Origin of the sequence: Chromobacterium indicum (assembly GCF_039708975.1) — a bacterium.
Classification (GTDB): Bacteria; Pseudomonadota; Gammaproteobacteria; order Burkholderiales; family Chromobacteriaceae; genus Chromobacterium; species Chromobacterium piscinae.
Genome location: NZ_JAYFSJ010000020.1, coordinates 66,721 through 86,174 on the forward strand (window position 1 = coordinate 66,721; position 19,454 = coordinate 86,174).

General features: G+C 67.1%; 19 protein-coding genes. 7 read left to right on the forward strand and 12 right to left on the reverse strand.

Going from position 1 to position 19,454, the window contains the following annotated elements; all coding sequences use genetic code 11:
* Window positions 1-27: 27 nt before the first annotated feature.
* On the forward strand, window positions 28-918 hold the full coding sequence (locus tag VA599_RS21745) for a sensor domain-containing diguanylate cyclase (protein WP_021475667.1): 891 nt from the start codon (window positions 28-30) through the stop codon (window positions 916-918).
* 25 nt (window positions 919-943) lie between these two features.
* Here the strand turns inward: VA599_RS21745 and VA599_RS21750 are convergent, their stop codons facing one another.
* Window positions 944-1,927 (reverse strand): FUSC family protein, encoded by a 984-nt coding sequence (locus VA599_RS21750; protein WP_346790604.1) that lies wholly within the window; start codon window positions 1,925-1,927, stop codon window positions 944-946.
* 99 nt (window positions 1,928-2,026) lie between these two features.
* Between VA599_RS21750 and VA599_RS21755 the strand changes: the two genes are divergently transcribed.
* On the forward strand, window positions 2,027-2,731 hold the full coding sequence (locus VA599_RS21755; protein WP_346790606.1) for a pseudouridine synthase: 705 nt from the start codon (window positions 2,027-2,029) through the stop codon (window positions 2,729-2,731).
* Between the two features lie 49 nt (window positions 2,732-2,780).
* On the opposite strand, the gene VA599_RS21760 is transcribed toward VA599_RS21755, so the two are convergent.
* Complete coding sequence (locus VA599_RS21760) at window positions 2,781-3,602, reverse strand: NAD(P)H-dependent oxidoreductase (RefSeq protein ID WP_346790608.1); 822 nt, start codon at window positions 3,600-3,602, stop codon at window positions 2,781-2,783.
* A 95-nt stretch (window positions 3,603-3,697) separates the two neighbouring features.
* On the opposite strand from VA599_RS21760, the gene VA599_RS21765 reads away from it, so the two are divergent.
* On the forward strand, window positions 3,698-4,603 hold the full coding sequence (locus tag VA599_RS21765) for a LysR family transcriptional regulator (protein WP_346790610.1): 906 nt from the start codon (window positions 3,698-3,700) through the stop codon (window positions 4,601-4,603).
* A gap of 64 nt (window positions 4,604-4,667) precedes the next feature.
* Here the strand turns inward: VA599_RS21765 and VA599_RS21770 are convergent, their stop codons facing one another.
* The gene (locus VA599_RS21770; RefSeq protein WP_346790612.1) at window positions 4,668-6,509 is read right to left on the reverse strand and encodes a sigma-54-dependent Fis family transcriptional regulator; all 1,842 of its coding nucleotides are present in this window, start codon (window positions 6,507-6,509) and stop codon (window positions 4,668-4,670) included.
* A gap of 266 nt (window positions 6,510-6,775) precedes the next feature.
* On the opposite strand from VA599_RS21770, the gene adh reads away from it, so the two are divergent.
* Entirely contained in the window at window positions 6,776-8,278 is a 1,503-nt protein-coding gene (gene adh, locus VA599_RS21775; protein WP_021475407.1) for an aldehyde dehydrogenase, read from the forward strand.
* 284 nt (window positions 8,279-8,562) lie between these two features.
* Complete coding sequence (locus VA599_RS21780) at window positions 8,563-9,216, forward strand: class I SAM-dependent methyltransferase (protein ID WP_346790614.1); 654 nt, start codon at window positions 8,563-8,565, stop codon at window positions 9,214-9,216.
* A 72-nt stretch (window positions 9,217-9,288) separates the two neighbouring features.
* On the opposite strand, the gene VA599_RS21785 is transcribed toward VA599_RS21780, so the two are convergent.
* The 7 genes from VA599_RS21785 to VA599_RS21815 form a co-directional block, all read right to left on the reverse strand.
* Complete coding sequence (locus VA599_RS21785; protein WP_346790615.1) at window positions 9,289-10,707, reverse strand: methyl-accepting chemotaxis protein; 1,419 nt, start codon at window positions 10,705-10,707, stop codon at window positions 9,289-9,291.
* Window positions 10,704-11,264, reverse strand: coding sequence for a PAS domain-containing protein (locus VA599_RS21790; protein ID WP_021475410.1), 561 nt, complete (start codon window positions 11,262-11,264; stop codon window positions 10,704-10,706). The genes VA599_RS21785 and VA599_RS21790 overlap by 4 nt, the downstream gene beginning before the upstream one ends.
* A gap of 191 nt (window positions 11,265-11,455) precedes the next feature.
* The gene (locus VA599_RS21795) at window positions 11,456-13,384 is read right to left on the reverse strand and encodes a DUF3857 domain-containing transglutaminase family protein (RefSeq protein ID WP_346790616.1); all 1,929 of its coding nucleotides are present in this window, start codon (window positions 13,382-13,384) and stop codon (window positions 11,456-11,458) included.
* Between the two features lie 113 nt (window positions 13,385-13,497).
* Complete coding sequence (locus VA599_RS21800; RefSeq protein WP_021475413.1) at window positions 13,498-13,908, reverse strand: ExbD/TolR family protein; 411 nt, start codon at window positions 13,906-13,908, stop codon at window positions 13,498-13,500.
* Window positions 13,895-14,572, reverse strand: coding sequence for a MotA/TolQ/ExbB proton channel family protein (locus VA599_RS21805; protein WP_346790617.1), 678 nt, complete (start codon window positions 14,570-14,572; stop codon window positions 13,895-13,897). The genes VA599_RS21800 and VA599_RS21805 overlap by 14 nt, the downstream gene beginning before the upstream one ends.
* On the reverse strand, window positions 14,569-14,967 hold the full coding sequence (locus tag VA599_RS21810; protein WP_346790618.1) for an energy transducer TonB: 399 nt from the start codon (window positions 14,965-14,967) through the stop codon (window positions 14,569-14,571). The genes VA599_RS21805 and VA599_RS21810 overlap by 4 nt, the downstream gene beginning before the upstream one ends.
* On the reverse strand, window positions 14,964-15,668 hold the full coding sequence (locus VA599_RS21815) for an energy transducer TonB (protein WP_346790620.1): 705 nt from the start codon (window positions 15,666-15,668) through the stop codon (window positions 14,964-14,966). The genes VA599_RS21810 and VA599_RS21815 overlap by 4 nt, the downstream gene beginning before the upstream one ends.
* A 143-nt stretch (window positions 15,669-15,811) precedes the next feature.
* Here VA599_RS21815 and hslV point away from each other — a divergent pair, with 143 nt between their 5' ends.
* Window positions 15,812-16,363, forward strand: a complete 552-nt coding sequence (gene hslV / locus VA599_RS21820) for an ATP-dependent protease subunit HslV (RefSeq protein WP_021475417.1) — start codon at window positions 15,812-15,814, stop codon at window positions 16,361-16,363.
* A 44-nt stretch (window positions 16,364-16,407) separates the two neighbouring features.
* The gene (hslU, locus tag VA599_RS21825) at window positions 16,408-17,754 is read left to right on the forward strand and encodes an ATP-dependent protease ATPase subunit HslU (protein WP_104945656.1); all 1,347 of its coding nucleotides are present in this window, start codon (window positions 16,408-16,410) and stop codon (window positions 17,752-17,754) included.
* 61 nt (window positions 17,755-17,815) lie between these two features.
* On the opposite strand, the gene VA599_RS21830 is transcribed toward hslU, so the two are convergent.
* Both VA599_RS21830 and VA599_RS21835 read right to left on the reverse strand, forming a co-directional pair.
* On the reverse strand, window positions 17,816-19,132 hold the full coding sequence (locus VA599_RS21830) for an MFS transporter (protein ID WP_346790622.1): 1,317 nt from the start codon (window positions 19,130-19,132) through the stop codon (window positions 17,816-17,818).
* 132 nt (window positions 19,133-19,264) lie between these two features.
* Window positions 19,265-19,454, reverse strand: a 190-nt coding sequence (locus VA599_RS21835) for a hypothetical protein (protein ID WP_346790624.1), incomplete at its 5' end; no start/stop codon positions are given.

Here is a 19,454-nt window from a genome sequence, read left to right on the forward strand (position 1 = left end):
TGACGCCAATCGACGCGGGCCGCCGCCATGCCATTCCAACTCAATCTGTTCCGCCAGATAGTCGACCACGCCCATGACGCGGTGATGGTGACCGAGGTGGCGCCGTTGCAGCCGCCGGGGCCCATCATCGTCTACGTCAATCCGGCGATGTGCCGGATGAGCGGTTACGACGCCAGCGAGCTGCTGGGCCGCTCGCCGCGCGTGCTGCAGGGGCCGCTGACCGATCCCGCCGCGCTGCTGCAGCTAAGCGCCGCGCTGCGCGACGGCAGGCAGACCACGGTGGAGCTGCTCAACTACCACCGCTCAGGCACGCCGTACTGGGCTCGGCTGCATCTGCTGCCGCTATTCGACGAAAACGGCGAGCTCAGCCATTTCGCCGCGCTGCAGCAGGACACCACCGCGCGCCATATCCGCAGCGAGGCCCTGTACCGCATCGTGGTGTCGGACGAGGCCTCCAGCCTGTTCAACCGCCAGATGTTCTTCGATGTCGGCGCCAAGTGCATGCGGCTGGCTTTGCGCCAGGGCAAGCCGCTGGCAGCGGTGCTGCTGGAGGCGGACGATCTGTGCCGGCTGAACAAATCCTACGGCCAGCTGGTGGGCCAGATGCTGATGCGCATCGTCGCCCAGTCCATCGCCGCCGCGATCCGGGAAAGCGACGTCGCCGGCCGATTGTCGCCGCAGGAGTTCGGCCTGTTGCTGCCCGAAACCGGCGAGGCCGAGGCGCAGGTGGTGCTGGCGCGGATCCGCGAGATGCTGAGCGCCGGGCTGGTCGAGGCCGGTTTGCCCGGCGGCGCCTATGTCGAGTTGCGGGCCGGCCTGTGCCTGGCCGGGGCGGGCGACCGGACGCCGGAGCAGGCGCTGGAGCGCGCGCGCGGGAATTTGCGGGGCGAGGATCAGCGCTCGGACGCGGGGGGCTAGCCGAGCGCGGCGGCGGAAGCCGGCTTCAACTCTTGCCGTCCGGGACGGCCGGGGCGCGCTGCCGCAGGAACCACGCCAGCGCGGCGAACAGCAGCGCGGCGACCAGGGTGTCCTCCACCCGTTCCAGCGCGCCGCTGGCCAGCTGGCCGGGCGGCAGCAGCGACAGCACCAGCGCGGTCAGCAACGCGACGAAGACGCGGAAGCTGTGCCGCATCGCGATCAGCATCGCCATCTGCAGCAGCGCCAGCGTCAGCACATGCCACAAGGGCGGCGCGTCCAGCGCCCGCAGCGACCAGTACATGAGGCCGCTGAGCAGCGCGCCGGCCAGCGTGCCTATCGTGCGCTCGCGCGCCAGCCACAGCATCTGGTCCGGGGACGGGTCGGGGATGGCGACGGCGGCGATCGGCAGCCACCACGCGTGCGCGCCCCGCATCCAGCCGCCGGCCAGCCAGGCGAGGATGCCCCAGGGCAGCAGATGCCAGGCGTAGCGGCGGCAGTCGGCGGCACAGGCCGCCGGCAGCACGCGGAACCAGTCCCGCAGCCCCAGCCGGGCCAACGCGCCGCCGTAGCCGGCGCCGGCCAGCATCCAGGCGGCCTCCTGCCAGGGGGGAATCGTTGCCGCCGGCGTCATGTTTCCCAACAGCAGCGCGAACAGCCAGAATTGCACGCCCTTATGCAGGCCGCGGCGCGCGCTCAGCGCCTGCAGCGCCAGCCCCGCCGCCAGCAGGGCCAGCATGATCGCCGGCTGGCCGGCGCACAGCCGGCCGGCCAGGTAAAGCCCGGGAATCGCCAGCAGCGACAGCGGCTGCAGCCGGCGCGCCAGCATCATGCACAGCGCGCTGTAGTTGGCGGCCAGCGCGAACAGGAACACGCCGGCGCCGTGTCCGGACAGGGTTAGCGCCGCGGCCGGCGCGAACAGCAATGCGCTGAACAGCGCCGCGCGCAGGATGCGCCGCCGCTGGTAGCGCATCCAGCCCAGGCTGTGCAGCGCGTATTTCGGGTAGGGCATGCCGGGGTCTTTCGTTCTGTCCGCTCCCGATGACTATGGCGTCATGCGCCGCCGCAGGCAAGCCGGGCAGGCGCGCGGCGCGCGTGCTACCATCCGGCCATGGAACTCTATCGACTGTTGCAACAACAAGGCTTCGGCGGCCGCAAGGAATGCCGCCAGCTGATCGAATACGGGCTGGTGGAAGTGAACGGCGAGGTGGTGGACAACTACCGGGCCCAGTTCGAATTGGCCGACATCGCCAGCCTGACGGTGGACGACGAGCCGTGGCCGGTGGTGCGCGGACCGCTGTATCTCTTGCTGCACAAGCCGGCCAATTACGAAACCTCGCACAAGCCGAACTGCCACCCCAGCATCTACCGGCTGCTGCCGGACCAGTTTTCCAATCTGGACATCAGCGCGGTGGGACGCCTGGACGTTGACACCACCGGCCTGATCCTGCTGTCCAACGATGGCCAGTTCATCCATGCGCTCTCCTCGCCGAAGAAGCTGGTGCCCAAGGTCTACCGCGCCACGCTGAAGCACGAGGCGACGCCGGAGCTGATCGCCAAGCTGCAGAGCGGCGTGTATCTGAACGACGAGGCGCGCGAGTTCGCCGCCGACAGCGTAGCCCAGATCGACGCCCACACCATTGTGCTGACCATCACCGAAGGCAAGTACCACCAGGTGAAGCGCATGGTGGCGGCGGCCAGCAACCGCGTCGAGGCGCTGCACCGCGAAAGCCTGGGGGCTATTGTCTTGGGCGAGCTGCCGGCGGGCGAGTGGCGGCACCTGACCGCAGAGGAATTGGCGGCCTTCGGCTTCTGATTGAATCGGCAAGCCAAAAACGGCGGGGAGCATGTCTCCCCGCCATTTTTTATTGTCCGACGCGCTCCGCGACTGGCGGTTGCGGCGCATGGCAGCCCGGCGCGGCCACATGCGCCCAGATGCCCTCGACGTCCGGCGCGACGTTTGCCGCCAACTGATGGCCATTCGGATAATCGCCGCCGTTCTGGCTGCGGAACGGAATCGGCGCTTCGTCGAACAGGCCGGCCAAGCGCTGCCGCCAGCCATCCAGCTGCCACGCGATCTCTTCGCGGCTGAGGCGGTTGACACCATAGACCGCGTGGGGGGGCAGCACGTCCATGCCGGGGTAGAACAGGCAGCCGTGGGTGACCGGGAACAGCAGCTCCTTCAACGGCCCGTTGATGCCGCGCGGGCCGTAATCCTCTTCGCCGCCGCCGACCATCGCGGCCAGCAGCGCCCGCTTGCCCTTCAGCGCGCCGTCTCCGTAGCGCAGCCGGTTGCCCTGGCCCTGATGGCCATAGCCGAAGCCATAGGCGTACACCCGTTCGAACCAGCCTTTCAGAATGGCCGGCACGCCGTACCACCACAGCGGGAACACAAAGATCACCGCGTCGGCGGCCAGCAGCTTGCGCTGCTCCTCGGCTATGTCCGGCGGCTGCGCGCCGTTGGCGTAGGCGTGGCCGGATTCGGCGATGAAGGACAGCCGTTCCGGGTTGGCGCGGTCCGGGAAGTCGTCGGCGTCCAGCACTGCTTTCCAGCGCATGCCGTAGAGGTCGGATTGCAGCACCTGATGGCCTTGGCGAGATAGGGCGTCGACGGCGGCGTCGACGAAGCTGCGGGTCAGCGAGGTGGGTTCGGGCTGGGCGTAGACCAGCAGGACGGTGCGGCTCATGGATGGCTCCGGTGTCATCGGTTTGAGATGGCCACAGTCTGTCCGGGTATGATAAATAAGTGAAATCGATAGATTTCTCGCTAGCCATTGAAAATATGGATACCAGACGCCTGGATTTGAACCTGTTGCAAACGCTGGAAGCGCTGTTGGAGGAACGCAATGTCACCCGCGCCGCGGAACGGCTGCATCTGAGCCAGCCCGCGGTTAGCGCCCAGTTGGCGCGGCTGCGCGATCTGTTCGGCGATCCGCTGTTGCTGCCGGCGCAGCGCGGCATGCGGCCGACCGCCAAGGCGGAGCAGTTGCTGGCGCCATTGCAGGCCTCGCTGCGGCAGGTGCGCGAAACCATGATGACGCACCAGGACTTCGATCCGGCGGCGGCCGGCATGACCTTGCAACTGGCGTGCACCGATTATGCCCAGGCGGTGGCGGCGATCCCGCTGGTCAAGCGGCTGCGCGAGACGGCGCCGGGCATTCGGGTAGCGGTGCGCAATCTGGAGACGGCGCGTCTGCAGCGGCAGATGGAGAGCGGCGAGGTCGACCTGGCCTTGATCAGCCAGGAGAACGCGCCGCCAGGCCTGCTTACCCAGGCGATGTTCGAGGACCGCTATGCGTTGATCAGCCGTCCGGATCATCCTGCCTGGCGGCAAGGCGTCACGCAGGAGCGCTATCTGGAGCAGGAGCATGTGGTGGTGTCGCTGGGCAGCGGCGATTTCGGCACGGCGGTGGACGTGGCCCTGGCCGAGCGGGGACTGGCGCGCCGGGTGGCGCTGTCGGTGGCGTCTTTCCTGCTGGTGCCGGAAATCGTATCCCAGACCGATTTCATCGCGTTGATGCCGGAGCGGCTGGTGTCCGCGGCGCGCGTGCCGCTGGACGTGCATCCCTGCCCGTTTCCGGTGCGCGGCTTCGATGTGGCGATGGCGTGGCATCCGCGCAATCATGGCCATCCCGGCCAGCGCTGGATACGCGAAGTGTTCGCCGCGCTGATGGCGGAAACCGGCTGAGCGGTTGGCGATTCCGCGCGCTCCCGCTGCTTTCTGTCAAACCGCAGGGGCGGGCGGCGATGCCTTACCGCGGCGTCTTGCCCAGCCGCCGGTACAAGGTGGAGCGGCTGATGCCCAGCGCCCGCGCCGCCGCGCTGGCGTTGCCGCCGCAACGGCGCAGCAGGTCGGCGATGGCGCTGTCCTCCACCGCATGGCCCTGCGCCGCCATGTCTTCGCGCAGCGCGGCCGGCAGATGCTCGACGCCCAGCGCGGCGCCGTCGTCGGCCAGCGCCAGCAGCGTGGCCAGCAGATTGGACAGCTCGCGCAGATTGCCCGGCCAGCGGTAGCCGCGGATGGCCCGCGCCAGCTCCGGCGCCAGCGAGACGCCGCGCCGGGCGGCGCCCATGCCGTCCAGCATCGTTTGGGCGATGGCGGCGATGTCGCCGCGTTCGCGCAGCGGCGGCAGGCTGAGCGGGTAATGGCACAGCCGGTAGTAGAGGTCGGCGCGGAAGCCGCCGTCGTCCACCCGCGCGCGCAGATCGCGGTGGGTGGCGCAGATCAGCCGGATGTCCAGCCGCCGCGCCGGCCCGCCGCCCAGCGGCGTCACTTCCCGCTCCTGCAACACCCTGAGCAGCCGCGCCTGCAGGCTGAGCGGCATGTCGCCGATCTCGTCCAGGAACAGCACGCCGCCATCGGCCTCGCGCAGCCGGCCCTTGCTGCCCTGACGGCTGGCGCCGGTGTAGGCGCCGGGCTGGTAGCCGAACAGCTCGGCTTCGATCAGCCCTTCCGGTATCGCCGCGCAATTGATCGCGGCGAAGGGCGCGCCGCGCCGGCTGCCGGCGGCGTGCAGCGCGCGCGCCAGCCTGTCCTTGCCGGTGCCGGTTTCGCCCAGAATCAGCACCGGAATGTCCGCTTCCAGCAATTTCAGCGCGGTGGAGAACAAACCGTCCGGCAAACCATCCAGCGCCAGCGGGGCGGGCGCGCGCGGCGTGCCGGTGGCAGGCGCGCTTGGCTTGGGGAGCGGGAGCGGCGGCGGGCGCAGCCGGGCCGACAGCCGGTGGTGGCCTAAGGCCAGCAGGCCGGCGGCCGGGCCATGGCGGTCCAGCCAGTGTTCCAGGCTCTGGCCGAACAGCGCGGCGAAATGGCGCGGCTGCCAGGCGTCCGGCTCCAGCCCGCACAGCGCGAGGCCGGCGCGGTTGGCCGCCAGCAGGCGGCCGTCGCCGTCGAATACCAGCTGGCTGGCCGCTAGGCTGTCCAGCCAGCGCGGATCGGCGTGCAGCGTGAGCCGCCAGCCGTGGCGCGCGGCCTCTTCCAATTGGCGCGCTTCGATTTGCGCGCGCGCGGCTTGCAGCGCCAGCCGCTGCGCGTCGCCCAGCTTGCGGCCGGGGCCGCTGATGTCGAGCACGCCCAGCAATTGGCCCTGGGGGCCGAACAGCGGGCTGGCGGCGCAACTGAGCGTCCGGTTGCGCTCCAGATAGTGCTCGGCCCCGCGCACCAGCACGCTATCGGCCGCGGCCAGCGCGGTGCCGATGGCGTTGGTGCCGCGCGCGGCCTCGCTCCAGTCCATGCCCGGCGTCAGCGCCAGCCGCTCGGCCTTGTCGAGAAAACCGATGTCCCCGGCCTGGTCCAGCACTAGTCCCCGCCGGTCGGCCACCACCAGCGCCAGGCCGCCGGCCGCCGCCTGTTCGTACAGGCCGGCCAGCGCCGGCCGCGCCGGCTCCAGCCAGTCTGCGCTGGCGTCGCGCCGGTCGCGCAGCTCGCCGTCGGTCAAGCGGTCGCCGCCGCGGCCGCCGGCGGACAGGCCCAGGCCCTGGCAGCGTTGCCAGGAGTGCAGGATGGACAGCGGCAACGCCTGGCCGGGCAGCGGCTGGCCGGCGAAAAAGCGGCGGCGGATCTCGTCCAGCGGCAAGCGGGCGGTGGGTTTCATGCGCGGCTCCGGCAGGGTGTCGCGCGGCGGCGGGACAGTTGTGCCGATGCGCGACAGTTTCGGTGGGGAATGCAGCCGATTATGGCCGTTTTGGCCAAGCAGGCAAGCGGCTGATTTTCCAGTTGTTTGTTGCGGCGCGGCATGCGGAGGCCGAACACTCGGACTGGTCTGGCTTGGCGCGATGCTGCCATGCAATGCGGATAATGGCTGGCATGGGACTTGCGCAGCAAGCGGTTCGCAGAAGCCACCACACCGAGGAGACCGCCATGCAACTCAAGCCAGGATTCGAACTGAAATCGCGTTACGCCAACTACATCGGTGGGCGCTGGGTGCCGCCGGTCAATGGCCGCTACTTCGAGAACGTGACGCCGATCACCGGCCAGCCGTTGTGCGAGATTCCGCGTTCGGACGAGCAGGACGTGGAGCTGGCGCTGGATGCCGCCCATGCCGCCCGCTACGCCTGGGGCCACACGCCGGTGACCGAGCGCGCCATCGTGCTGAACAGGATCGCCGACCGGATGGAGGCCAATCTGGCCCTGCTGGCCGAGGTGGAAACCTGGGACAACGGCAAGCCCATCCGCGAGACCCGCGCCGCCGACATTCCGCTGGCGATCGACCACTTCCGCTATTTCGCCTCCTGCGTGCGCGCGCAGGAAGGCAGCCTGGGCGAGATCGACGCCAACACCGTGTCCTACCATTTCCACGAGCCGCTGGGCGTGGTCGGCCAGATCATCCCGTGGAACTTCCCCATCCTGATGGCGGCGTGGAAGCTGGCGCCGGCGCTGGCCGCGGGCAACTGCGTGGTGCTGAAGCCGGCCGAGCAGACGCCGCTGTCCATCCTGGTGCTGATGGAGCTGATCGGCGATTTGCTGCCGCCAGGGGTGCTCAATGTGGTCAACGGCTTCGGCGTCGAGGCCGGCAAGCCGCTGGCCAGCTCCAAGCGCATCGCCAAGATCGCCTTCACCGGCGAAACCGGCACCGGCCGGCTGATCATGCAGTACGCCAGCCAGAACCTGATCCCGGTGACGCTGGAGCTGGGCGGCAAATCGCCGAACATCTTCTTCGGCGACGTCGCGGCGAAAGACGACGCCTTCCTCGACAAGGCGATCGAGGGCTTCGTGATGTTCGCGCTGAACCAGGGCGAGGTGTGCACCTGCCCCAGCCGCGCGCTGATCCACGAATCCATTTACGACCGCTTCATGGAGAAGGCGCTGGCCCGCGTCGCCGCGATCAAGCAGGGCAATCCGCTGGATCCGGCGACGATGATAGGCGCGCAGGCGTCGCAGGAGCAGATGGACAAAATCCAGAGCTATCTGGCCATCGGCCGCGACGAGGGCGCCAAGCTGCTGGCCGGCGGAGGACGCGCTCAACTGGACGGCGACCTGGCTGGCGGCTTCTATATCCAGCCCACCGTGTTCCACGGCCACAACAAGATGCGCATCTTCCAGGAGGAGATCTTCGGCCCGGTGGTGTCGGTCACCACTTTCAAGGATCGCGACGAGGCGCTGGCGATCGCCAATGACACGCTGTACGGCCTTGGCGCCGGCGTGTGGACGCGCGACATGAACACCGCCTTCTTCATGGGCCGCCACATCGAGGCCGGCCGGGTGTGGACCAACTGTTATCACGCCTACCCGGCGCATGCCGCATTCGGCGGCTACAAACAGTCGGGCATCGGCCGCGAGACGCACAAGATGATGCTGGAGCATTACCAGCAGACCAAGAACCTGCTGGTCAGCTATGGCGAGGACAAGCTGGGCTTCTTCTGAGCGAGGCGTCCGCCGCGAGATTGAAAATTGGTTTTTACGCCCCGCCGGTTTTTGCCGGCGGGGCGTTTTTTTGGGAACAGCCCGGCAGGGGATCGAAGAGACAGGTTTGACGACCTGATTTTGATACGGCATTTGGCGGGATGAATTATCGATTACGGCTAGAGTCTGTATTCAAATATTATTTATATAATGAAATACATTTATTATTTACGTAATGATGTTGATGAAATAGCATTTTCCTGGCGTGTTATGCTGATTGAGTGTTTGATGGCGAGGACGCGGGAATGAATCGGGATGACGATGGCTACGCGGAGCGCGTGGCGTTCTACGATACGGTTTACGAGCAGCCGGAGCGGGCGTTGGATCTGGCCTGGCTGCGACGCTGGCTGCCGCAGCAGTATTTCGGCCGCAGGGTGCTGGAGCTGGCTTGCGGCAGCGGCTACTGGACGCAGTATCTGGCGCCGGCGGCGCGCGCCTATCTGGCGTTGGACGTGTCGCCCGGCGCGCTGGCGCTGGCCGGGCAGCGGCCCGGCGTGGGCGGGGTGGCGTTCGCGGCGGCCGAGATCGAAGCGCTGCCCAAACCGGCGGAGCCGTTCGACGCGGCCTTCGCCGGCCTGTGGTTTTCCCATCTGCCGCGCCAGCGGCGCGAGGCGGCGCTGGCGGCGCTGCACGGCTGTCTGGCACCCGGCGCGACGGTGATCCTGCTGGACAACAGCGAGATTCAGGGCGGGCAGTTTCCGGTGATGGAGTACGACGAGGCCGGCAACGGCTACCAGCGCCGGCCGCGGCACGACGGCGGGGAGAGCCGGGTGCTGAAGAATTTCCCGACCGAGGCGGAGTTCCGCATCCTGCTGGCGCCGTACGGCGCGGCCGAGATGGCGCTGTTGCGGCGCGAGCATTTCTGGCTGCTGTGCTACTGCTTGCCCAGCCGGCACTGACCGCTGGCCTGGCGGCGCGCGGGCATGAAAAAAGCCGGGCGTCGCCCGGCTGTCGCTATCGATGGAGGCGGCTCATCGCCCGCCCAGTTCCTCCAGGCCCGATTGCAGCTTCTGGCTGGCTTGTTCCACTGCCCGCATGCTGGCGACGATGGCGGCCTCGTCCAGCTGGCCGTCCTGGCTGGCGGCGCGCAGCGCGGCGTCCACCTGTTGCCGCAGTTGCAGCAGCGGTGGGCGCAGGGAGTGGGCGGTGCTGCCGAACAGCGCCGAGCCGTCGCCCTCCAGCCAGGTTTCCAGCTCCAGCGCAGGCGGCGCTTCCTGCGCTTCCTCGATCGCGTGATAGGCGCTCTGCTTGTAGATCACATGGCCCACTTTCTGCAGCGAGGTTTGCGATTTCTGCTGCACCGCGCTGACCTGCTGCAGCACCAGGTCGGATTGCTCGGCCAGGCTGGAGAAACGCTGGCGGAACGAGTCCACCGAGGACTGCACCTCGCCGGCCACGCCGCCGGCGGCGCTGGCCTGGGCCTGCATGTCGCCGATGCGGCTGGACAGCGACTCCAGCACGCCCTGCACCTGGTTGGCGGTGCTCTTGCTGCGTTCGGCCAGCTTGCGCACTTCGTCGGCCACCACGGCGAAGCCGCGGCCGGTTTCGCCGGCGCGGGCGGCCTCGATCGCCGCGTTCAGCGCCAGCAGGTTGGTCTGGTCGGCGATGGCGGAGATGTCGGCCAGCGAGGTCTCGATGCCCTGCCATTCCTGGGCCAGCATCTGGCTGGCGGTGTCCATGCTGCTGACGCTGCCGGCGATGGTGTCCAGGTGGCCGGACAGCTCGTTGGCGCTGTCCAGGCTGACGCGGGCGCCGGCGGCGTTGTCGCGGGTGATGCCGGCGACCTGGTCCATCGCCTGGCTGATGGCGGCGAGATCGCGCTGGCTGCCGGCCAGATCCTGACGCAGATGGGGATTGTTCAACGCGGCCAGTTGGGAAGACAGCCGGTTGCGGCGCACGAAGCCGTCGTTGTCGGCCATCGACTGGATGGCGGCGTTGACGCTTTCCAGCGAGCTGGCCAGGATGCCGGGCAGGCCCTGGCTCAGCGGCCGGCGGCTGAAGTTGCCCTGGCTGATTTCCTGGAAGCAGGTGTTGATTTCCTTGAAGTAGGTTTCCACCAGATCGAGGAAGTCGTTCAACTGCCAGGCCACCTGGCCGACCTCGCCCATCTGCCGGGTTTGGGTGCTGCGGTGGTGCAGTTCGCCGCTGCAGGCCAGGCCCAGCTGGCGGGTCAGGGTGTTGAGCAGCAGGAAGATGCGGCTGCCTTGCCGCCATAGCCACCAGGACAGGGCCAGGGTGGCGGCCATCAGCAGCACGCTGATCAGGGCCCGCGCCATCGGCGGCAGCAGGTATTCGTCCAGGATGGACAGCAGCGCCAGCAGATTGAAGGCGCCCAGCGCCCAGGCCAGGTGCGAGCGCAGGAAGGGGGTGGGTTTGCGCGGCGAACTCATCCTGCGACTCCTTTGGCTTTCAGCACGTCGGCGTTCAGCCCCAGGATGAAGTCCTGGTAGCTGCAGCCTTTTTCTTCCAGCAGCGCCAGCAGCCAGTCGCGCGAAGCGTCCGGCGCGGCGGCCTTGCCGTGCGCGGCTTCGATCTTGCGCATCTCGGCGTAGATCGGTTCGATGGCGGCGATGGCGGCGCGGCTGGGCGGACGGCGCACCGAGTAATAGCCTTGCAGCTTGCCTTTGAGGTCGTAGTCCGGGGTGACGTTGGCCAGCACCCAGTAGTAATCGCCGTCCAGGGTGGCGTTCTTCACCAGCGCGAAGAATTCGTGGCCGGCCTGCAGCGTCTGCCACATCAGCCGGTAGGCGCCGCGCGGCATGTCCGGGTGGCGGATCAGATTGTGCGGCTTGCCCAGCAGCTGATGCTCGGCGTAGCCGGCGATGCGCATGAACACGCGGTTGGCGTAAGTGATGTGGCCGGTGGGGTCGGTCTTGGTGACGATCAGTTCGTGCGGCGCCAGCTGCACTTCGCGGCCGCCGCCATGGCCTGTTGAGGTCTGTTTCATGGTTTGCTTCTCTATGACCTTGCTATCTTAGTATGGCTGCCAATCCGTCATTGTCATGCTATGCGCATCATGCAGCAAGGCTTGCATGTGATCGCTATTGAATTTTCGTGGCAGTTTTTAAAGGAATTGCTTGTTAAAACGGCATGAAAAAGGACGGCCGGGGCCGTCCTTTGTGCGGATTGCGTTTTTTCTCAGAGCTTGATGATCTGCCGCGCCTGAATCGCGCAGGCGCGCGCCGCTTCGTTGAAGCGGATGAACTCGGGGCTGGCGATCTCGTCATGGCTCAGCCAGCGCACCTTGCGGGTCTGCCGGTACTGATAGCGGATGCCGTCCGGCGTTTTCCGCTGCTCCAGCGACAGGTCGTACCAGCGCGAGCTGGCCTGGCAGCTGAACGGCGGCTGGATGGCGCGGGCGCCGCGCAGCGTGACCGCGCGTTCGGTGGTTTCGGCGTCGCCCAGGTAGACGTCGGCCTGGTTGCCGTTGGCCAGATAGCTGGCGAAACCGTCCCAGTCATGTTCCAGGCCGGGGTCGTACAGATAAAGCCCGGAAATCTTCTCCACCGCGCGCTGGTCGACGCTGTCTATCCGCGCCGCGTAGCGCGCCGGCTGCAGAAAGCCGGTGGCGGGACGGTCCACCTTGCATTCCCGCGGCTGCTTGTTGACTGCGCGGCACAGGCTCTGGTCGGAGCTGGCCGGTCCCTGGAAGCGGTCCTGCATCGCCAGCTGCACCAGCGGCCAGCCGGAGACTTCGCCGCGGATGGCGATGGCGGCGCTGCCGTCGCGGCGCAGGGTTTCCACGCGTTCGCTGCGGCTGGTCAGCGTCGCCGCCTGCATCGGGATCGCTTCCTCGCGCACCTGGCCGTCGCTGCCGATGCGGTAGCTGGCCCGGTCTTGCAGGTCAGGCATGATGCGGTTGGGGACGAAAAAGGGGTTGGTCGGGTCCAGCCACTCGGTTTTGCCGTTCACCACGGCGCGGACGATCATGTGGTTGACGGTGCCCAGGCCGGGCAGCAGCGGACGCTGCGCGTCGTTGCCGCGGAAGATCAGCGTGGGCTCGGCGGCGATGCCGGACGCGCGCAGCATCGCGGTCAGCAGCGTGGCCAGGTCCTTGCAGTCGCCGTAGCCGTGCTGTTCGATCTCGGCCAGCGTGAACGGCACCAGGCCGCGCTCGGCCAGCCGCTGGTCGTTCAGATAGCGGTAATGGCCGTTGATGTGCTGCATGAAGGCGGCCACCTGCTCGGCGGCGGGCTTGCCGCGCTGCGCTTCAACCTCGGCGGCGGCGGCCGGCGGCAGCGGCGCGGACAGGATCTGGTTGTAGCGCCCGGCATAGACGCCGAAATGGCTTTGCGGCGAGTCGCTGGTGGCGATGCTCAGCCGCGGCCAGCTGCGCAGCGCGCTGTTGTCCCATTCATTGGTGAAGTTCAAATAGCGGGGCGCTTTTTGCTCGATGACGATGCGTTTGCCGTCGGCGCTGGCGTCGATCTTGAAGTCGTCCATCTTCTCGCCGCGCCACAGCAGCGGGCGCGGCGAGTCCAGCTCGAAGCGGAAGCTGTCGTTGCGGGTGGGCTCGGCGTCGAAGTCCAGCCGGTACAGCAACTCGCGGCTCAGGGGCGGCGAGGCCATGTGGCGCTTGACGCGGTAGCTGACCACGCTGCCCACCGCCAGCTCGGGGAAGGCGATCCAGGTCTGTTTGTCGCGGCTGACGCCGGCGTAGGGATTGGGCGCGGCGCGGGTTTCCACCTGCGACTTGTCCAGCTTGACCACGCGCCCGTTCGGCTGGCGCACTTCGCCGTCCAGCACTTCCAGGCTGTCGGTGTCGGAATAGGTGAAGTCGATGCGCGACAGCAGGTCCTTGCCGGCGGGCTTCAGGATCGTGAACTGGTTTTCCGTGGTGCAGTCCAGGCTGTTGTCGGCGAGGTGATGGCAGACAGAGTTGGAGCGGCGCGCCAGCGGCGCGTCGGCTGCGGGTTGCAGGGCGGCGTGGGCTGCCTGGCCGGCGCAGGCAAGCGCGGCGGCCAGGGCGAGTCGGGGAAAGCGGAGTGACATCGTGATGGAGACCGTTGCTGTCGCCGCGCCGGGCGCGGCGGGATGGATGAATGGCTGCGCGGAAGATAGTGCCATGCAGTCGGGGCAGGGGCCAGAGGCCGGGAGCGCGGCCGGGCGGAAGATCCGGCGCGCCGGGGATGAAAAAGCCCCGCTTTCCGATAGGGAGCGGGGCTTGCCTGGGGGCGGGTTTACTGCGCGGCGGTGACGAAGCCTATCTTGCCGACGCCGTTTTTCTGGGCGGCGGCCAGCGCCTTGGCCACGGTCTCGTAGCGCACCGCCTTGTCGGCCGACAGGTGCAGCTCGACTTCGGGGTTGGCGGCGGAGGCGGCGGCGAAACGGGCGGGGAGATCGGCCTCGGCCACCGGCTTATCGTCCCAGAACAGCTTGCCGGCGGCGTCCACCACCAGACGGATCTGCTCGGGCTTGTCCTGGTGCTCGGCGGCCTGGGCGCGCGGCAGATCTACCTTGACCGCGTTGGTCAGCAGCGGCGTGGTGATGATGAACACCACCAGCAGCACCAGCATCACGTCGACCAGCGGCGTGGTGTTGGGTTCGGCCATCGGCGCGGCCGGGCCCTGGTTGAAACTACCGAACGCCATGGCTTTCTCCGGATTGGGTCAGCAACTGGGCGTGCAGGTCATGGGCGAAGTAGTCCAGTTCCTGCGACATCACGCGCTGGGCGCGGGTAAGGGCGTTGTAGGCCAGTACCGCCGGGATGGCGGCGGCCAGGCCGGCGGCGGTGGCCACCAGCGCCTCGCCGATCGGGCCGGCGACCGCGCCTATGCTCATCTGGCCCGCCTGGCCGATGTTGACCAGCGCGTGGTAGATGCCCCACACGGTGCCGAACAGGCCGACGAAGGGGGCGGTGGAGCCGATGGAGGCCAGCACGGTCAGGCCGGCTTCCTGGCGGGCCATCTCCTGCGACAGCACTTTGCGGATGGCGCGGGTGAGGAACTCGTCGATGCCGCAGGCCTGGCCCAGCGCGCGGCCGGCCTGGCTTTGATACTGCTTCAGCGCGGCGAGGCCGGCGCGCGCCAGGTTGGCGAACTGGCCCTGGCTATGCTGCAGGCTGGTTTCGGCCTGGCGCCAGTCGGCCGCGCCCCACAGCGCGTTTTCCGCCTCGCGGTTGGCGCGGCGCAGGCGCAAGGTCTGCACGCCGCGGACGATGATCAGGTACCAGGTGAGCACCGACATCAGGATCAGGATCATGAACACCGCGATCAGCACGGCGTCCCCTTGTTGGAATACGGTCATCAGATTCATGATTTGGCAGGCTTCAAAGAAAATTGAATGGGGATGATAAAGATGTAAGGGATGGCTTTGCCGCCGCGCTTGGCGGGAATGAAGCGCCAGGTCCTGGCTGCAGTCATCGCGGCCTGATCCAGCCGCGGGTAGCCGCTGCTGCTATCCAGCGCGACGGCTTGAACGGTGCCTTCCGCGCTAATGTGCATCTTCAGCCGTACGGTGCCGGCTTCGCCTTCCTCTATCGAACGCGTCGGGTAGGGAGGGGAGGGATTGTTCCATGCGTTTCGTGGCGTAGGCCGGGCGGCGGCGGGAGCGCTGGCGATTGCGGGCGCGGCTGCCGTGGCGCTTGTTTGGGGCGGCGAGGCCGCCGCTACTGTGGCGACGCCCTGGAGCAATAGGGTTGCGAGGATCATGACCTGCCGGATTTCAAAGAAAATTCAACCGGAACGATATAGGTGTAGGCAATGGCTTCCCCGCCGCGCTTGGCCGGGGTGAAGCGCCAGCGCTTGACCGAGGCCAGCGCGGCGCGGTCCAGCCGCGGAAAGCCGCTGCTGTCATGCACCGACACTTCTTGCGCCGCGCCCTGGGCGCTGACCAGTACCCGCAGCCGCACCGTGCCTTCCTCGCCTTCCTCGCGGGACACCGTCGGGTAGACCGGGGCCGGGTTGTTCAAATAGCCGCCGCGGGACTGCGGTTCGGTGACGGGCAGGTCGCGGTTGTCGGTCTTGCCTCCGCCGGCGTTCTTCGGCGCTTCCGCGGCGGGGGCCGCCGCCGCCGGAGCCGCGGCGACGCTGATCGCCTTGGCCGGAGCGGGCGCGTCGGCCTGGGTCTTCACCGGCTGCAGGTCCGGCTTGGGCTGGACGGCAGGCTTGCTCGGCGCGGGCTTGGATTGAGGCTTGAGCTGCGGCTTGACCGGCTCGGGCGCGGGGGCGGCCTTGGGCGCTGCCGAGGGCTTGTCGGCCGGCGCCAGCGAAATCATCTCCATCCGCAGCGCCTGGGGCGGAGTGACGGTCTGCGCGCGCGCGGACATGTCGTTCAGCAGCGTCAATGCCAGCGCATGCGCGGCCAGCACGCCGCCGAGGGCGGAATATTGCAGGATAGCGGAGGATTTCATGCTGGAAATGATAATACAAACAATTCTCATTTTCTAGGGCGAGGGCGCCCGCTGTTGCGCGCGTGCTTGCAATCGCGGTGATCGTCTGCATATATCGGTCAAAGGCCGGCACATCGCCGGCCGCCATTGATTGGAATACCAATATGCAGCAGTTCGACGGCACCACCATCGTGTCCGTCCGTCGCGGCGAGCGCGTGGCGCTGGGCGGCGACGGGCAAGTGACCCTGGGCAATATCGTGATCAAGGCCACCGCGCGCAAGATACGCAAGCTGCATGGCGGCAAGGTTTTGGCGGGTTTCGCCGGCGGCACCGCCGACGCTTTCACCCTGATCGAGCGCTTCGAGGCCAAATTGCAAAAGCACCAGGGCAATCTCTTGGTGTCGGCGGTGGAGTTGGCCAAGGACTGGCGCACCGACCGCATGCTGCGCCGGCTTGAGGCGATGCTGATTGTGGCCGACAAGGACCACACGCTGATCATCACCGGCAACGGCGATGTGCTGGAGCCGGAGCAGGGTATCGCCGCCATTGGTTCCGGCGGCGCTTTCGCCCAGTCGGCAGCGCGCGCGCTGTTCGAGAACACCGAGCTCGCGCCGGAAGTGGTGGTGAAGAAATCGCTGGAGATCGCCGGCGACATCTGCATCTACACCAACCACAACCACCTGATCGAAACCCTGGGCCCGGACGACGCGGCCTGATCCCGAATGCATGGCCCGGCGAGGCTCGCCGGGCGGAGAACGTCATGACGCAAATGACCCCGCAGGAAATCGTCCACGAACTGGACCAGCACATCATCGGCCAGCACAAGGCCAAGCGCGCCGTCGCCATCGCGCTGCGCAACCGCTGGCGCCGCCAGCAGGTGGCCGAGCCGCTGCGCAGCGAGATCACCCCCAAGAACATCCTGATGATCGGCCCCACCGGCGTCGGCAAGACCGAGATCGCCCGCCGCCTGGCCAAGCTGTCCGGCGCGCCGTTCATCAAGGTGGAAGCCACCAAGTTCACCGAGGTCGGCTATGTCGGCCGCGACGTCGACACCATCATCCGCGACCTGGTGGACGTGGCGATCAAGGACACCCGCGAAGCGGCGATCAAGCGCAACCGCGCGCGCGCCGAAGACGCCGCCGAGGAGCGCATCCTGGACGTGCTGCTGCCGCAGCCGCGCAAGCAGCCGTCCGGTTTCTTCGCCGAAGAGCCGGCGACCGAAGAGAAGCACGAGGATGGCGCCACCCGGCAGAAATTCCGCAAGATGCTGCGCGAGGGCAAGTTCGACGACAAGGAAATCGAGCTGGAGGTCGCTGCGCCGGCCGCTCAGATGAACGTGATGGCGCCGCCTGGCATGGAGGATTTCGCCAGCCAGCTGCAGGGCATGTTCCAGGGCCTGGGCGCCGGCAAGAAGCAGGCCGCCAAGATGAAGGTGGCCGACGCCTTCAAGCTGCTGATCGACGAGGAAGCCGCCAAGCTGGTCAATGAGGAAGAGCTGAAGGCCGAGGCCTTGAAGAACGTCGAGCAGAACGGCATCGTGTTCCTCGACGAGATCGACAAGGTCACCAGCCGCGGCGAAGGCCACAGCGGCGCCGACGTGTCTCGCGCCGGCGTGCAACGCGACCTGCTGCCGCTGGTGGAGGGCACCACCGTGTCCACCAAGTACGGCATGGTGAAGACCGACCACATCCTGTTCATCGCCTCTGGCGCCTTCCAGCTGTCCAAGCCATCGGACCTGATCCCGGAATTGCAAGGCCGCCTGCCTATCCGCGTCGAGCTGTCGTCGCTGTCGGTCGACGACTTCAAGGCCATCCTGACCAGCACCAACGCCTGCCTGACGCGCCAGTACCAGGCGTTGCTGGCTACCGAGGGCGTGGAGCTGGCGTTCGAGGAGTCCGGCATTCAGCGTCTGGCCGAGATCGCCTGGCAGGTCAACGAGAAAACCGAGAACATCGGCGCGCGTCGCTTGTACACGGTGATGGAGAAGCTGCTGGAGGAAGTGGCCTTCGACGCCAAGTCCGGCGCATGCCAGATCGACGGCGCTTACGTCGACGGCAAGCTGGGCGAAGTGGCCGAGCGCGAGGATCTGGCGCGCTACGTACTCTGAGCCAGTTTCATACCTTATATATGTATGTGAAAACGGCGACCATTCCGGTCGCCGTTTTGCTTTATATAGGCTGCTTCAATTTGCCGGCGGCCGGGGCGATCGGTTCGAAGGCTTCGGGGTGCTGGCGCAGATACCAGTCCTTCACTTCCTCGTGGCTCAGGCCGAGGAAGCGATTGACACCGGGCAGCAAGAGCATCGGCGGCACCGTCAGCAGGTGGAATAGCGCGAAGAACAGGTAGACGCCGTCCAGCGACCAGCTGGCCAGCAGGATGCCCGCCAGCGCCGGGCCCAGCATGCCGCCCAGTTTGGCCACCAGCACATTGATCGCGGATACCCGGGCGCGGTAAGCCTCCGGCACCGCCAGCGTACGATGGGTCTGGCCGATCAGCATGGTGATGGACAGTAGCATGCCTTCTATGCCGAACATCGCCAGCATCAGATAGGGGCTGTCGGTCAGCGCCACCACCAGGAACACCGCCGCCAGCGCCCACATGGCGAATGCGCGCGCGCGCGGCCGGCTACAGTGTTGCAGCAGGCGGTGGGTCAGCCACAGCGAGCCGATCAACAGGCCGCCGCTGGCGGCCGCTTCGCAGGTGCCCAGCCAGATTGCGGGCAGGCCTAGTTGGTGCAGCTTGATCGGCAGCAGCGTGACTACCATGGGAAGGTAGGCGGTCATCACCAGCAAGCCCCAGAACGCCCAGCTGCGCTCCAGCGGGATGCGCCAGCGCACGCGCAGGCCGCTGCGCACCTGGTCGACGAAGCTTTCATCGCGCAAGTTGGCCAGGTCGCGTGGCGGAACCTGGATGCGCAGCGCGCCGACCGCCGCGAGGGCCAGCAGAATGGCGTAAGCGCCCAGCGCCAGCCAGGCGGGCATGAAGGCCATCAGGCTGCCGCCCACCACCGGTCCTATCAGATTGCCCACCGACTGCGAGCTCTTTTGCAGCGACAGCGCGTCGGTCAGGCGCGCCGCCGGCACCAGTTCGGAAGCGATGCTCAGCATCGAGGGAAATACGATGGCCCAGGCGAACATCGCCATCGATTCGCTGGCGACGACCCAAGCCAGCTTATAGAAGCCGAACCAGGCCATCGCGGCCAAGGCCAGGCCGGACAGCATCGCCAGCAGGATGCCGCCGGCGATCACCCGGTTCTTGGGAAAGCGGTCGCCCAGCGGCGCGGTCAGCGGCAGCGCGATCAGCATCACCAGCGCGGTCAGCGTGCTGAACCAAGCCATGTCGCGCGCGCCGCCGGTCGATACCACCCACCAGCTGATGCTGACGTAGCCGGCGCCCATCGCCAGACCGCTCAGCGCATCGCTCAACATCAGCAGGTGGAAGCCGGAGGGCAGGCCCCGTATTCGTTGCCGCAGGGAAATGTTCATGGCGCGCATCCTGATGATGTAGGCATTTCATCCTAACATGAAATGACAATGTCACGCCAAGGCGGCGGAAAAGTTTCCTCTTTTCGATGATTTTTGAAAAAACAGACTGGTTTTCCGGCTTTCAGGAAATTTTCATGGTGTTGAAAATGGCGGGAAAGGCTTGTGGATGCAGGTGATGTGATCTTTTTTTGAAAAAGATAAAATGGAAAAACATTGTAAAACAGATGGTTGGCTATTTCCCTGTAAAAACCTCTCCTTTTTCTCAAAAAACCTGTTGACCGAGGGTGAGGGCGCAGGTATAGTTCGTCTCCTCAGCTGACGC

Coding starts and splice junctions, on each gene's coding strand:
- VA599_RS21805 (WP_346790617.1), bottom strand. CDS start 14,572: ATGAATCTGATGACCGTATTCCAACAAGGGGACGCCGTGCTGATCGCG.
- VA599_RS21830 (WP_346790622.1), bottom strand. CDS start 19,132: ATGAACATTTCCCTGCGGCAACGAATACGGGGCCTGCCCTCCGGCTTC.
- VA599_RS21750 (WP_346790604.1), bottom strand. CDS start 1,927: ATGCCCTACCCGAAATACGCGCTGCACAGCCTGGGCTGGATGCGCTAC.
- VA599_RS21790 (WP_021475410.1), bottom strand. CDS start 11,264: ATGAAACAGACCTCAACAGGCCATGGCGGCGGCCGCGAAGTGCAGCTG.
- VA599_RS21770 (WP_346790612.1), bottom strand. CDS start 6,509: ATGAAACCCACCGCCCGCTTGCCGCTGGACGAGATCCGCCGCCGCTTT.
- VA599_RS21760 (WP_346790608.1), bottom strand. CDS start 3,602: ATGAGCCGCACCGTCCTGCTGGTCTACGCCCAGCCCGAACCCACCTCG.
- VA599_RS21795 (WP_346790616.1), bottom strand. CDS start 13,384: ATGGCACTATCTTCCGCGCAGCCATTCATCCATCCCGCCGCGCCCGGC.
- VA599_RS21810 (WP_346790618.1), bottom strand. CDS start 14,967: ATGATCCTCGCAACCCTATTGCTCCAGGGCGTCGCCACAGTAGCGGCG.
- hslU (WP_104945656.1), top strand. CDS start 16,408: ATGACGCAAATGACCCCGCAGGAAATCGTCCACGAACTGGACCAGCAC.
- VA599_RS21755 (WP_346790606.1), top strand. CDS start 2,027: ATGGAACTCTATCGACTGTTGCAACAACAAGGCTTCGGCGGCCGCAAG.
- VA599_RS21745 (WP_021475667.1), top strand. CDS start 28: ATGCCATTCCAACTCAATCTGTTCCGCCAGATAGTCGACCACGCCCAT.
- VA599_RS21765 (WP_346790610.1), top strand. CDS start 3,698: ATGGATACCAGACGCCTGGATTTGAACCTGTTGCAAACGCTGGAAGCG.
- VA599_RS21780 (WP_346790614.1), top strand. CDS start 8,563: ATGAATCGGGATGACGATGGCTACGCGGAGCGCGTGGCGTTCTACGAT.
- VA599_RS21815 (WP_346790620.1), bottom strand. CDS start 15,668: ATGAAATCCTCCGCTATCCTGCAATATTCCGCCCTCGGCGGCGTGCTG.
- VA599_RS21800 (WP_021475413.1), bottom strand. CDS start 13,908: ATGGCGTTCGGTAGTTTCAACCAGGGCCCGGCCGCGCCGATGGCCGAA.
- VA599_RS21785 (WP_346790615.1), bottom strand. CDS start 10,707: ATGAGTTCGCCGCGCAAACCCACCCCCTTCCTGCGCTCGCACCTGGCC.
- hslV (WP_021475417.1), top strand. CDS start 15,812: ATGCAGCAGTTCGACGGCACCACCATCGTGTCCGTCCGTCGCGGCGAG.
- adh (WP_021475407.1), top strand. CDS start 6,776: ATGCAACTCAAGCCAGGATTCGAACTGAAATCGCGTTACGCCAACTAC.